The sequence below is a fragment of the Cupriavidus sp. 01L45 genome, from assembly GCF_056399885.1.
In genome coordinates this window covers 320363-333453 of sequence record NZ_JBFTSG010000001.1, presented here as the reverse complement: position 1 = coordinate 333453, position 13091 = coordinate 320363, and the positions used below count along the sequence as shown (strand labels likewise).

Annotated in this window: 9 protein-coding genes and 1 pseudogene; 6 read left to right on the top strand and 4 right to left on the bottom strand. The window is 68.0% G+C overall.

All coding sequences use genetic code 11. The features are described 5' to 3' along the window. A partial coding sequence (locus AC1DT6_RS01525) for an NAD(P)-binding domain-containing protein (RefSeq protein ID WP_477114417.1) occupies nt 1-181 on the bottom strand: 181 nt, incomplete at its 3' end. 12 nt (nt 182-193) lie between these two features. Next, nucleotides 194-1360 (bottom strand): ABC transporter substrate-binding protein, encoded by a 1167-nt coding sequence (locus AC1DT6_RS01520; RefSeq protein ID WP_441625511.1) that lies wholly within the window; start codon nt 1358-1360, stop codon nt 194-196. A gap of 609 nt (nt 1361-1969) precedes the next feature. Between AC1DT6_RS01520 and AC1DT6_RS01515 the strand changes: the two genes are divergently transcribed. From AC1DT6_RS01515 to AC1DT6_RS01490, 6 genes are all read left to right on the top strand, one after another. After that, nucleotides 1970-3403: a hypothetical protein gene (locus tag AC1DT6_RS01515; RefSeq protein ID WP_477114416.1), complete on the top strand. Its 1434-nt coding sequence runs from the start codon at nt 1970-1972 to the stop codon at nt 3401-3403. After that, on the top strand, nt 3400-4881 hold the full coding sequence (locus AC1DT6_RS01510; protein ID WP_441625507.1) for a hypothetical protein: 1482 nt from the start codon (nt 3400-3402) through the stop codon (nt 4879-4881). The genes AC1DT6_RS01515 and AC1DT6_RS01510 overlap by 4 nt, the downstream gene beginning before the upstream one ends. Before the next feature lie 106 nt (nt 4882-4987). Beyond that, nucleotides 4988-5434, top strand: coding sequence for a hypothetical protein (locus tag AC1DT6_RS01505; protein ID WP_441625505.1), 447 nt, complete (start codon nt 4988-4990; stop codon nt 5432-5434). Nucleotides 5435-5501: 67 nt separating this feature from the next. Then, nucleotides 5502-9251: a tubulin-like doman-containing protein gene (locus AC1DT6_RS01500; protein ID WP_441625503.1), complete on the top strand. Its 3750-nt coding sequence runs from the start codon at nt 5502-5504 to the stop codon at nt 9249-9251. A gap of 17 nt (nt 9252-9268) precedes the next feature. Next, nucleotides 9269-10507 carry a hypothetical protein gene (locus AC1DT6_RS01495; protein ID WP_441625501.1) on the top strand — a complete coding sequence of 413 codons (1239 nt, stop codon included), beginning with the start codon at nt 9269-9271 and terminating at the stop codon, nt 10505-10507. A 155-nt stretch (nt 10508-10662) separates the two neighbouring features. Next, nucleotides 10663-11373, top strand: coding sequence for a hypothetical protein (locus tag AC1DT6_RS01490; protein ID WP_441625499.1), 711 nt, complete (start codon nt 10663-10665; stop codon nt 11371-11373). Nucleotides 11374-11627: 254 nt separating this feature from the next. Here AC1DT6_RS01490 and AC1DT6_RS01485 read toward each other — a convergent pair. After that, nucleotides 11628-11993: pseudogene (locus tag AC1DT6_RS01485) on the bottom strand (helix-turn-helix domain-containing protein); the annotation flags it as partial. A 53-nt stretch (nt 11994-12046) separates the two neighbouring features. Then, entirely contained in the window at nt 12047-13042 is a 996-nt protein-coding gene (locus AC1DT6_RS01480) for a lysylphosphatidylglycerol synthase domain-containing protein (protein WP_441625497.1), read from the bottom strand. Nucleotides 13043-13091 lie beyond the last annotated feature (49 nt).

Below are 13091 nucleotides of genomic sequence, written 5' to 3'. Positions count from 1 at the left end.
GCGTGGCGCAGGGCACCGCGCCCAGCGCGCGGGCCGCGTCGGCCGCCTCGGGCCGGCGCACGCAGGCGCGCACGCCGTGGCCGGCGGCAAGCAGGTGGCGCACCATCGGCGTGCCCATGGCGCCCAGCCCGATAAAGCCGATCGTCAAGGGTTGGGAGGGGGTTGCTGTCGTATTGCTCATGTCAAGACATCCTTATTTCTCGGCCGCGTAGGCAAACTTGCCGTCGCGGATCACGCCCATCACGCGCGAGCGCTGGTCGAAGCCCTGATGGTCTTTCACGCTCAGGTTCATCACGCCATTGGGAATGGTCAGGTTGGTGGTGGTCTCCAGCGCATCGCGCATGGCGTGGCGGAACTCCCGCGTGCCCGGCTGCGCGCCGCTCTTGCCGGCACGGCGCGCGGCGTCGTCCAGCAGCATCCACGCGCCCCAGGCATCCCCGGCAAACTGCGTGATGCTGTCCACGCCGTACTTCGCCTCATAGCGCGTCGCGAAATCCAGTGCCACTTTTTTCACCGGATGGCCGTCCGGCAGTTGCCGGGCCACTACCACCGGCCCGGTCGGGAACAGCGTGCCGTCCACATCCTTGCCGCCTACCCGCAGGAAGTCCCAGGTGGCGATGCCGTGGGTCTGGTACACCTTCCCTTTATACCCCCGCTCGGCCAGCGTCTTCTGCGGCAGTACCGAAGGCGTGCCCGCGCCGGCCACCAGGATCGCATCCGGGTTGGCCGCCATCAGCTTCAGCACCTGCCCGGTTACCGAAGTATCGTTGCGCGAGAAGCGCTCGTTGGCCACCACCTTGATCTTGCGCAGCTCCGCCAGCCTGGAGAACTCCCGCCACCAGCTCTCGCCGTAAGCATCGTTGAAGCCGATGAAGCCCACCGTCTTCACACCATGGTTGCTCATGTACTCGGTGAGCACCGTGGCCATGTGCGAATCGTTCTGCGGCATCTTGAACGCCCAGCGCCGCTTCGGGTCCGTCTGCGGCTCGATGATGGCGGCCGACGCGGCCAGCGCCACCATCGGCGTCTCGCCCTCAGCCACCGCATCGAGCGCGGCGATGGCCGTCGGCGTGATGTTGGGGCCGACCACCACGTCCACCTTCTCCTCGGAAATCAGCTTGCGCACATTGCGCACCGCGGCGGCGGGGTCGGAGCCATCGTCCAGGATCACGTATTGCGCGCGCTGGCCGCCCAGGGTGGGCGGCCACATCAGCACAGCGTTCTTGGAGGGGATGCCGATGGAGGCGGCGGGCCCGGTGGTGGAGACGTCGATGCCCACGCGGATGTCGGCGCGCGCGGGCAGGGCGGCCAGGAGCAGGGCGGAAGCCAGCAGGGTGGCGCGGATGCGCGGGTGGGGCATGGATGATCTCCTCGTGTTCTATTTTTTGGGTAATGCGGCGAAGGCTATCTTAACGATTTATCGGCCCCATGCGGGAGGGGCGCCCCGGCCGCCCGCGCCGGGTTTCCGGTCAATGCGGGCGGAACGCCAATCCCCGCCAATGAGGGGAAAGCCCTTCGAATGGGGGGTGCTAGGAACCTTCCTAAATCCGGACAATGCGCAGTTGCTTCTTTTGAGGCAAATAGCACTAAACATTCCCATTGCCGTGCCGTTATTGCTGGGAAGGTGGGGGTACAGGAACCCGGGCGAGGTGCCGCGCTGACCCGCCATTCCAATCGCACAGACCCACCTTGCGCACGGCGGGAAGCATCGCACAGAACCTATACAGATAGAAAGCCGGTGCAAGCGGGCCGCCGGGCAATCGCGCCGGGAGCATTCCCCGGCCGTCGGGTGTCCGAGGCCAGGCATGGGGAGGGGCTGCACGCGCAGCGCCGCGGGTCCGCGCTACCGGAAGGGCTGATCGCCCCGGTGCGTGCTGGCGGGGAAGGACAGCAAAGAAGGCAACGATAAATGAATGCAGAAGATAGGGGCAGGCATTCCAAGGCATGGCAGTTGAATTCTGGGGACTGGATGGCAGCGGAAGAGGGGGGTGGCTTCGTGCTCGACCGGACCACGCAGAGACATGCCGTGCCGGAAGCCGTATCGAAGGACGACTTGCGCGTGCTGATGCAATGCGGGCGTTCAAGCGCGGCGGCACCAGGTCTCTATCCGCCTGAATTCAAGTTCGATCCACAGACCGGACATGCCCTGCTGCGGCCCGCGGCGGCGCCGGCCGCAAGCTGGATCCCGCCGCACGGCGCCGCCGACATCCTGCAACGCAGCGCGCGCCCGTCCCGTGGACTGAGGCAGGCAGCGCGGCCGTTGCGGCTGAGCGAGCCGTTCCTCCGGCGCGCCGATACGGACCCGGATGACAGCCTGAGCATGCCGCCGGAAGGCAGCTACGAGTTTTTCTCGCTGCCGGCTGGCACCCGGGCGCCGGTACTGCTTGCGCTGGATCCTGCCAAGGGGCTGCTCTATGCGCGGCTGCCTGCCAGCGGCCGCTGGGAACCCGTCGACTACGAGGGCCGCGGCATGCTGGAGGTGTCCGGCATCCCGCGCGAGGACTGGCGAGCCGAAGTGGCGCTGGATGGCAGCGCCAGCCGCATCTTCTTCGGTACCGATTCCGGGCTGGCCTGCGTGCGCGTGGATGTGCCGGGACTGCGTTTCGGGGTCGACTACATCGGCGCGGGCAAGGCGCTTGGCGCCCCCATCCATTTCGCAGAACGGATCTGGGTGCCGCTCGACGCCGGCGCCGGCTCGGTGCGCTTTGCCAGCGCCGACGCGCAGGGCGCGCCGGGGCCCGTGGTGGCGCTTTCCCTGGCCGGCCTGGATACCGGGGCGCTCCATGCGCCGCTGGTCAGCGGCCGCATCGCCATCTGGCCCGCCGAGCGTGGCCAGTTGCTGCTGCGCATGCTTTCCAATGGCGATTGCGAAGCCAGCTTCAGGCCTTGGCCGGACAATCTCCGGCCGGATTTCCGCTTCGGCTGCGCCAGCCTTTCGCCGGTGGGGCATCTGTCGCAGCTGTGCTTTGACGATGCCGCAGGCACATATTGCTACCTGGAGCTCGGCATCGATCAGCCCGCCCGGCATCCGGTGCAAGCGCCGCGCCTGTGCTCGGGCAGCGTGAACTACCGTTTCGCAGCCCGCTTCAAGACCGATCCCTGGGTCGAGCCGGAGCATGGCGACGATGGCGCCACCGACGAGGTGGTGATGCCGCTGCTCGAATCGCAAGACGGCGTGGTGGTCGGGATCAAGCTCGCGACGGCGAAAAGCCTGGACGAGGTGCTGCAATCGGTCGATCGCACGCCCGCGAAGCTGGTGATGGACGACGGATCGACGGAAATCGCCTTCCACTCGTTCTCCGTAAGCGAGCCGTGGCGTCTGCGCCTGTTCGTCCATGATGGCCTGCTATGGGCCTACCACCCCTTGATCACTCGCATCGACGGCTGGAAGCTACAAGCATGAAGCGATTTGTCGTTGGGGTCGCCGCGGCGATCTTGTGCTGTGCCGTGCCGGCGCGCGCCGCGGGCGTGCAACAGGCCTTCCTGGTGCAGAACTCCGGCTGGATGGAGCCTTTCTATGCCGATCCCGCTTCCCGGCTGAAGCCGCTGGTGGCTGCCGTCGCGGGCGCCGCGGCCAGTGCCGAGGACAAGGTGTATCTGCTGGCGTTCAGCCAGAGCACCGCCGGCAATGCCTCGCCGGCCCTGCTTTCCCAGGGCACAGGCGCTGCCGATGTGGCGCGGCGCCTGGCGCCGCTGGCGGTGGCCCGCAAGGGCGCGGGCGAGGCGCTGGCCGACACCGATTTCCAGGAGGCGGTCACCAAGACCATCACCGGTCCGTTCAAGGCGGCGCCGGGCATCATCTGGATCTTCACCAATAACAAGAACAGCCCTAACAACGACGCGCAGACTGCGGAGCGCAACCGCGATTTCTACCGCCTGCTCCACCTCGAGCCGTCGATCACCCGGACCCTGGCATTCCCGCTCAAGATGCCGGTCCAGGGCAAGCAGTACGCGGCCAAGGGCCTGATGGTGTATGCGCTGGCCTACGGCCAGCCGGCGGCCGACGCGCTCGGCCGCATCATGGCCGAAGGGCGGCTGTCCAAGGTGCTGACGCGCGCGCCGGCGCGGCTCAAGCCGATCGACCAGGATGCCGTGCGGATCGTGCCGGAACTGGTCAGGAACACGCCCAATGTGCGCGCCAGCCTCGGTACCGACCAGCGCACCATCGTGCTCGACGTGGACGCGGCCAGTCTCGTGCCCACGGTGGCCTTGCAGGCCTCGCTGCAGAACCTGTTCTATCCCTACGTGATCCGCTCGGCTGGCGTGAATGCCACGCTGGGCGCCGGTGGCCAGAGCGTGCCGGTGCAGGTGGAGCCGGCGGCGGTCAAGGACCTGCAGCCCGGTGCCAGCCAGCCGGTGCAGGCGCAGTTCGCGCTGCCGATGGCGCAGGTGCCCTCGCCGTGGTCGGCGCAGGCCATGTCGGCCATGGGCAAGCAGGTGCTGCTGCCGATGACCGTCGAGATCGGGCTCGCGGGCCAGCAGCTGGCGCTGTCGGACGGCTTTGCCGGCGAAATGCGCGAGCTGTTCCCGGGCGATCCCATTTCCGAAGTCTTCACGCCACCGGAGAGCGTGCGCGCCTCGGTGGCGCGCGTGCCGCTGCTGGTGCGCATCCAGTATCCGCTGCTGCCCTTGCTGGTGGCGATCGGCGGGCTGCTCGCGCTGGTGCTGGGCGCGGGTGCGCTCGGGCTGGTGTCGGGCCGCAGCAAGCGCTACGAACTGCTGGTGGACGGGGTGCCGCGCCACGTGGTGCTCAAGCCGTTCGCCCGCCTCGTCCTCAAGGACGACGCGGGCCAGCCCATCGGCGAGGTTCGCCGCGGGCTGGGCAAGCCGCAGGTGCGCAACGCGGCCGAGGGCCATTCGCTGCGCTTCAGCGGGCGCTGACGGCCCCGGCCTGATATCGCCCCCGATACCGCATTTGTTACCGCACTGAATCCGAATTTGAGTTCGCTTTGAACTCGCATTGATATTGAACAGGGAGAACGAGGGGATGGCACAGACTCAGCAGAACAATTCCGGTTTCGCATTGCCCGCGCCGGTCGAAGGTGGCAACGCCCAGGCTCCGGCCGCAGGGGCTCCAGCCATGGTGAACACGAGCACGGAAGTCTCGCAGCCGGCTTCGCTCAACGAGCTGGGCGCCACCGCCGACACGGGCTCGCGCGACCTGCTGATCGGCGGCGGCATCCTGCTGTTGCTGTTCATCGGCTTCTTCTTCGCCCGCAACGCCTATGCCAATACGCTGGTGGGCAAGCGCGTGCCGCCCAACAAGGCCAATGCGTCAGCCTGGTGGCTGTTCGTCTTCCTCTCCAGCCTGGCGACGGGCGTGGTGCTGTCTGCCGTCAATGCCGCCAAGTTCCTGACGCCGCTGATCATGGGCCCGGTGGCGCTGGTGGGCCTGGTGGCGCTGGTGCTGATGCTGGTCTCGGGCCGCAAGTAAGGCCGCATCAAGGCCGCATCAAGACCGCAAGCAAGAGTAAGCCAAGAGCGCAGGAAGGGGAGAGAACATGTCCGACACCATCAATCAGAGTATTCGCGCCGAGCGCAAGCAGGAGCAGAGCATCGAGCTGCGCCCGACACTGTTCATCGGCGTCGGCGGCACCGGCATGGAGGTGCTGATGCGGGTGCGGCGGCGCATCCTCAACACGCTCTGGGGCGGCTCGGGCATGCGCACGCGCGTCGAAAGCCTGGCGGATTTCCCGGTGGCGCAGTTTATCCAGTTCGACCTGGACTCCGGCGCCGTCATCGACAGCGGCCGCGCCCAGGCCGAGGACCTGCAGTACGAGCTGGTCAAGTTCAGCGACGAGGACAAGATCGTCGAGTCCTTCGACATGGACAAGTACAGCCGGGACGACGATTCCCTGGCGCGCTTTCCCCACATCCAGTCCTGGTCGCCGCTCACGCCCAAGAAGATCCGCGAGCTGGGCATTGACCCGTCCAAGGGCGCTGGCCAGATCCGCGCCGTTTCGCGCCTGTATTTCTTCGACAAGTACGCCAAGCTGCGCGACAAGATCCGCCTGAAGCTCAAGGGGCTTAAGGCCGGGCTGTCCCACGAGCGCCAGCTGAACCAGCTTGGCCTCAAGATGGAGACCAGCAAGTTCCGCATCGTCGTGGTCGGCTCGGTGGCGGGCGGCACGGGATCGGGCGCGTTCCTCGACATGGGCCTGCTGGCCCGCTGGCTCGCCGGCACCGAGGTCGGCAGCGCCGACGTGGAACTGATGCTGTTCCTGCCCACCGGATACTCGGGCGCCAACAAGGACCGCACCGAAGCCAACGGCTACGCGGCGCTGATGGAGCTGGAGTCGGCCATGCTGGGCAACCGCGGCTACGTGGGCCGCTGGGATGCCTATGACCAGCCGGAGCTCAAGCGCGAGCCCTACAACGAGGTGTACCTGATCGATTCCGGGAACCTGGCGCAGCAGCACACCAAGGATGTGGGCGATATCTATCACATGGTGGCCGACGCCTTGTTCGAGGACTTCGCCTCGGGCGACTTTGCGCGCCGCAAGCGTTCCGTGGCAGTCAACCAGGCGCACCACAAGAATTTCCTGCATGACGCGCTGGTACCCAAGAACCGCTTCGCGGACATGCGGCTGTCTTATTCGAAGCGCTATTCCGCGATGGGCCAGGCGGTGCTGGACACGCGCCAGGAATCCCGCCGCGACGAACGCGCGCATCGCTGGGCCGGCGAAATGCTCAAGGCCTTCTTCGGCGTCGGCGGCAACGACCTTGGCGCCAACCGCGCCACCGACAAGCAGCGCGACGAGTTCATGGCCAACCACATGGCCCTGCGCGCCGCGCCGTTCAGCGACTTCCCCGAGTTCTCCGACAAGAGCGTGGAACTGAAGCGTTCGAGCGGCGAGTTCCTCGACTATTTCCTGGTCGAGGAACTGTTGCAGGACAAGCACGGCCTGCTGGTCGCGGGCGTGGACCAGCGTGTCAATACGCGGATCGACGAGATCCGCAGCGGCTTCGATCGGGCCGAATGGCCTACCCAGGTACGCGAAGCGATCAAGCAGCTCGAGCGCGATGCGGTGCGCGACCAGGACTCCGCGGCGGATACGACGGAGGACCGCGTCTCCAAGCGCCGCCGCGAAGTGCTCGACCGCATCAAGCGCGTCATGCGCGACCAGCTCTACGGCTACCTGGACAACAAGGATTTCGGCGGCCTGGAGTACGTGCTGTCGCTGGTCGAGCAGATCAACGACCGCCTGGAAGCGCCGGGCAGCGGACTGACCGCCGCGCTCAACAACAATGCCGAGCGCTACCGCGAGATCAAGGAAGCCGTGCGCAGCCGCGAACTGGAGCGCCTGCTGGCCAACCTGGAGCAGACCAAGGGCGGCTTCTTCGGCGGCGGCGAGAAGCAGGCCGTGCAGGTGATGGACCACCTGCGCATCGAAATTGCCAATGCGCTCAAGTTCCACCTGCGCGCCAAGGCGGCCGAGGAAGCCGCGCTGCTGCTTACCGAACTGTCGGCCTGGCTGGGGCGCCGCGTGGGAGTGGACGCCGCGGGCAAGCCGGTGTGGAACGGGCTGGTGGGCGAGCTGCAGGCCGGGCGCGAATCGGTCCTGGACATGCTGGCCCAGTTGCAGCGCGCCAACGCCATCCTGCAGCACGAGCTGAAGAAGGACCACGCGACCCTGATCGCCATCGACGCGGGCGAACGTGAGGTGCCGATGCCCGGCGCTATCCAGCTGCGCGAGTGGGCCGATGAAGCCTTCAAGGACCTGGGCGGCTCCAAGGCCCTGTTCCCGATGCTGGCCGATACCGACCAGCGCAGCCAGATACTGACCAAGGTCAAGCGCATGGCCGAGCGCCAGCTGGTGCTGGTCAGCGCCGTGGACGGCGATGCGCCCGCCACCGATCCGCTGCTCGAAGCGCTGGAGCAGATGAGCTCGGCCGAGCGCATGAACCATTTCCGCAAGCTGCTGGCCTGTGCCATGCCGTGGATCGACGCCAACATGGCGGGCGATTTCACGGTCAAGGCCGACCAGTACAAATGCTTTATCGGTGTGGCCGGCGCGGACGAATTCAAGCGCAGGTTCAGCGTCGAGCTGGAGGCCTGCATTCCGACGCAAGCCGGCATTACCACGGCCCAGCTCTCCATCGTCGAGACCGGCGTGCCGGGGCGCGCGGTCTGCTATTGCGAACTCTCGGGCGTGCCCATGACGGTGCTGCGCGGGCTGGAAGGCTGGCGCACCAGCTACCGCAAGGAGGCGGAAAAGAGCCCCACGCACACGCATATCGACGCCACCCAGTTCAGCCATCCGATCGCGCCGAACACGGATGAGCTCAACCGCCTGGCGGAAGACTTCAAGCAGTTCCTCTACGCCGTGATGCTGGGCGTGCTGACCCGCTCGAGCCAGCGCGTGGTGCCGCCCGGCCAGTACCAGTTCGCGGTAGCGCGCGGCGACGTGCGGCGCATCGGCAACGAGCGCGCGGTGCGCCAGAACGGCTTGCCGCCGGCTTACCGCGAAGCCATCGTCGAGCGCGTGCAGGATCGCATCGCCGAGATGGGCCCCTGGCAGACCGCGGCACTGGCCGCCCTGTGCGAGTACTACGAGAGCGCGGTCTACACGTCCAAGCTGGTGGCCGACGGCAACGGTGCCGAGCAGGAGCGCAAGGGCTTTGCCAGCGCCATCGCGGCCGAGGCCGCCGCCGAACTCAACGAGCGCGCGCGCCGCCAGGGCCTGTCCGACAGCGAGGTCAAGCAAGCGGTGAACCGGCTGCTGGGCAACCTCAAGCCCTGGGCCACGGTGATCGCGGAATCGGACGCCGATGCCTACGAATGGGAAGTGCGGGAGGCCGACGACGACGGTCCGCTGCGCCTGAAGTTCATGCTCAATGCGGAGATGCTGGAACCCGGCCGCCTGGAGGCGCTGCTGCAAGGGCAGCCCGCGGCCGCCGCCACGGCCATCCCGCAGGCAACGATCCCGCAAGCGGCCATGCCAGGCCTGATGGCCGCGCCGGGCATGCCGCCCGCGCCTGGCACGCCTCCGCCGCTGGGCGGCATGCCGCCGCCCCTGGTGGAACACCAGTACCACCTCGGCGTGAACGGCCAGCAGTACGGTCCGTTCCAGGCCAGCCAGATCGGGCAGATGCTGCAGGCCGGGCAGATCGCCCTGGCGGGCACCAAGGTCTGGCGTGCCGGCCTGGCCGGCTGGCTGGAGCTGAACCAGGTGCCTGAACTGGCCGTGGTGCTGCAGGGTGCTTCGCCGTTCGCGGCCGCGCCGCTGATGCCGCCGCCGCTGTCCTGATGTCGTTGGGGTGAGTCTTGGAAAACTGTCTAGCTTGTGAAGCGCGTCTGTACGACGCGGTAAGTCACTGCCCCTACTGCGGCAAGGCGGTGGGCGACGCCGTCGCGGATACGCCTCAGGCGCCGCCGGCCAGCCAGCCCGTGGCTGGCGTGTCCATGCCGGCGCCTGAGGCGTCGGCACCGGTTGCGGCACAATCGACGCCGGCCGCGCAGGAAGCGGTGAGCGCCGCGCCCGCGCCCCAGCCTGTGGCGGCCAAGCCGCCGCCCCAGCCCAAGCCCAAGCCTAAGGCCCAGGAGAAAGACGAAGGCAAGGCCAAGGTCAAGGCCGAAACCAAGCCCGAAACCAGGGCCGAAGCCGAATCCAGACCCAAGCCCCCCCGCAAGGGCCGCGGCCTGATGGTGGCCGCAGGCGTGGTGGCTGCCGCCGTGGTTGGTTTGTACATGGTCGGCAAGTCGGGGGAGAAGAACCAGGCCTGCGAGCAGGCGCTGGTCGCCGGCGCCAGGCACCTCGCAGCGGGCGATCCGGCCTCGGCGCGCGCCCAGGCCGGGCTTGCCGCGGCCTCTTGCAGCGGGCAGGCACGTGTCAAGGCGGTGGATCTGCAGGCCGCCGCGGACAAGGCAGAGGCTGCGCTGGCGGCGTGCCAGCGCAGCTTCCGCACCATCGCCAGCCGCATCAGCGAGCGCCGGCTGCTCAGCGCCCGCAATGGGCTGGACCAGCTTGGCGCGCCCTGCGCCGATACCGCAACCGCCAAGGATTTGCGCCAGCAGGTCGAGCAGGCCCTGGCCGCCGCCGCGGCGGCCGGCGCGGAAGCGCGCCAGCACATTACGGAAGGCAATATCGGCGCTGCCCGCGCCGCGCTCGACCAGGTGCAGGCGCGCAATCGCGAAGACCTGGATCTGGCGGCGCTGCGCGCGCAGGTGCAGGAAGCCGCGCGATCGCAGGATGCCGCACGCGCACAGGAGGCCAACCGCGCGTCCGCGGACCCGGCCACCGCCGTAGTCCAGGCGACCGGGGTCAGGCCGCCGGCGCTTCCATCGGCACCGGCACCGGCCGCGCGCAATCCCCAGGCCGACCTGGCCCAGTCGTTCCTGCGCGATGCCGATCAGGCGCTTTCGCAGATGAAGTTCGACGCGGCCAAGACCTATGTTGAAAGCGCCCGGCGGATCGACCCCAACAACCCGCAAGCCATCAGCCTGGGGCGCCGCATCCGCGAGCGCGAACTGCAATACCTCAGGGATGAGACGACCATCAAGTGACCGGGAGCCGCGCCGCGCAGGGCGGCTTCTGCATGGCCGCCGCGCACGCGCGGCCAAGGTTGCCGCGTAGCTGCCGACTGGTCTCACCACATCTTTCCCGTTTGTTTCGATTGACCTCGTTCCACACCTACTGCTAACCCACCTTGGATACCCCGATGAAACGCATCAAGCCGGCCCAGCACGCCGTTGTCTATCTTTCGGTCCTGGCTTTGCTGGGCGGCTGCGCGGCTTCCCAGCCGGGCGGCCCCGGCCGGCCGCAGAGCAGTGCGGCTACAGAAGATCCCTGCGGCGTGGGCACCGGCGCGCTGGTCGGCGCGGCCGCGGGCGCGATGCTGGGTGCCATTCTCGGCGGCACGAAGGGCGCCCTCGCAGGCGCCGCGCTGGGTGGCGCAACGGGCGCCGTCGCGTGCCTGGCGATCAATGTCCAGTCGCGCCAGACCAAGACCGCTGCGCAGGCCGATGTCGACTACCGCAAGACCCGCGGCACGGCGCCGCGCGAGCCGATGGTGGTGTCCTATTCGCCGCAACTGAGCAGCCAGGTGGTGAAGCGCGGCCAGCCGGTCAAGGTCAGTTCCTCGGTGGAGCTGGTCAATGGCACCAACAAGCCGGTGCAGGAAGTCCGCGAGGAGCTGCAGGTTTACGCCCCCGACGGCAACCCTATCCGGGCCAGCACCAAGCCATTCACCGCGAACTCGGCCGGCCGCTTCGAAAATTCCTTCGAGCTCAAGCTGCCGGATAGCGCTCCGCAGGGCACCTACGCGATGAAGACCAACCTCTACGTGAACGGCAAGCTCAATACCACGCGCGACCTGAACACCCAGCTGGTCTGGGACGGCAACACCGGCGTGCTGGTGGCCTCGCGCTGAGTCGCCGGCAGCCGTCAGCAGTCGAGTCGCCCGCGCGGCGCATCGAACGGAATCATCACGTGCCCGCGATAGGCGGGCCGTAGTCTGCGCTGTCCGTACCACGCCTCGACGCCAGGGAGGCGTGGCCTTGCAGGAAGCTCGCGATTCGGCGAGAACGCCGAGCTACGTCGTGCCCATGCAGTCGGCACGATAATCCCCTCCCGTAATCCGGTACCCCCTTCGCAGTCCGTGATCGTACTGCGGACACCGGCCGGCTAGCCGCCGCTGTCACCCCGGCGATACGTTCCCGGCGCACTACCTGTCCATCCCTTGAATGCGCGCTGGAATGCCGCGCTGTCGGTAAATCCCGGTTCCTGCGCCAGCGCGGCCAGCGGCACCTTGCTGGTGTTCAGCCGGACGATGGCGATGTCGCGGCGCAGTTCATCCTTCAGCGCCTGGAATGAGGTGCCTTCCGTGGCCAGGCGACGCTGCAGCGTAGAGACCGACATGTGCAGCGCGTCGGCGGTGGCGGCAAGGTCCGGCCAGCCGGGTTGCGTATGCTGCAGATGGCCGCGCACGCGCGCGCTGGTCATTTCTTCGCGGCGGCGCGGCATGATGACATTGGCCTGCGCTTCCGCCAGGATTTGCGGGGGGCCAGGCGGACAGCGGAGTTGCGTGCGGCGCGGGTTGGCACTTACCTTGGCGCCGCCGCCTCCCGCCGCCAGCGGCGCAGTTCCACCCATTGCCATGACAACAATGCCGGCACGCCGAACAGCACCTCGCGTGCGCGCTTGACCAGCGCCAGCGACAGCGACACTTGCGGGTCCACCCCGAGCAGATGGCCCAGCAGCATCACGACGGCCTCCTGCACGCCCAGCCCGGCCGGCACGAAGAAGGCGACATGGCGCGCTGCCTGGGTCAGCGATTCGATGGCGATGGCCTGCCAGAACGGCACCGGATGGCCCAGCAGCATCAGCGCGAACCAGATTTCCAGCGTGCCCGCGAGAAAACCGGCGAGCTGCCAGGCGAGCGCGGCCGCAAGTTCGCCGTGGCGCGCATTGAGCGCGCGGATGGCGGCGTCGAGGCGAGCGCCGTCGATCAGCGCCACCAGCCTGTGGTCCCCGCCGAACAGGCGCTTGGCGGCACCCTCCAGGCGCTCGAAGATGGCGCTGTGACGCAGCGAGAGCGCGAACAGTACCGGCACGGGGAGAGATAGCGCCAGTCCGAGCAGGATCACCCACGCCTGGCCGCCATCGTGCATCGCGAGTATCAGCAGCATCACGCCCAGCGCGGAGAAGAGGTATTGCGCGAACAGCGTCACCATGACTTCCACCACGATGCTGGCGGTGATTGCGGTGGTGTCGTGGATGCGCAGGCGGGTCAGGTGGATGCCGGCCAGTTCACCGCCCACGCTGGCGGTGGGCAGAAGCCTGTTGACGGCTTCGCGCACGGTGGCCACCCACCAGAGGAAGCCCAGGCCGGCGCGCTCTCCGGGATCGGCCGAGGTCAGCAGCACGCGCCAGCCCTGTGCGTCCAGCAGCAGGGGCAGCGCGTGGAAGGGCACGAGCAGCAGCAACAGCCAGCCGCCATCGGCGACGATGCGGGCCACGTCGCTCGCGCCCTCGTGGCTGATCAGCAGGGTCAGGCCAAGCAGGCCGAGCAGGCCGGACAGGTAGATCAGCCGCTTCATCGCGTGTTTGCGGCCAGGGTTGCCGCTGGTGTTGCCGCCAGCATTGCCG

Bases quoted from the DNA above. Each gene is read 5' to 3' on its own strand.
- AC1DT6_RS01515 (WP_477114416.1), top strand. From the start codon at position 1,970: ATGGCAGCGGAAGAGGGGGGTGGCTTCGTGCTCGACCGGACCACGCAG.
- AC1DT6_RS01505 (WP_441625505.1), top strand. From the start codon at position 4,988: ATGGCACAGACTCAGCAGAACAATTCCGGTTTCGCATTGCCCGCGCCG.
- AC1DT6_RS01490 (WP_441625499.1), top strand. From the start codon at position 10,663: ATGAAACGCATCAAGCCGGCCCAGCACGCCGTTGTCTATCTTTCGGTC.
- AC1DT6_RS01480 (WP_441625497.1), bottom strand. From the start codon at position 13,042: ATGAAGCGGCTGATCTACCTGTCCGGCCTGCTCGGCCTGCTTGGCCTG.
- AC1DT6_RS01520 (WP_441625511.1), bottom strand. From the start codon at position 1,360: ATGCCCCACCCGCGCATCCGCGCCACCCTGCTGGCTTCCGCCCTGCTC.
- AC1DT6_RS01500 (WP_441625503.1), top strand. From the start codon at position 5,502: ATGTCCGACACCATCAATCAGAGTATTCGCGCCGAGCGCAAGCAGGAG.
- AC1DT6_RS01510 (WP_441625507.1), top strand. From the start codon at position 3,400: ATGAAGCGATTTGTCGTTGGGGTCGCCGCGGCGATCTTGTGCTGTGCC.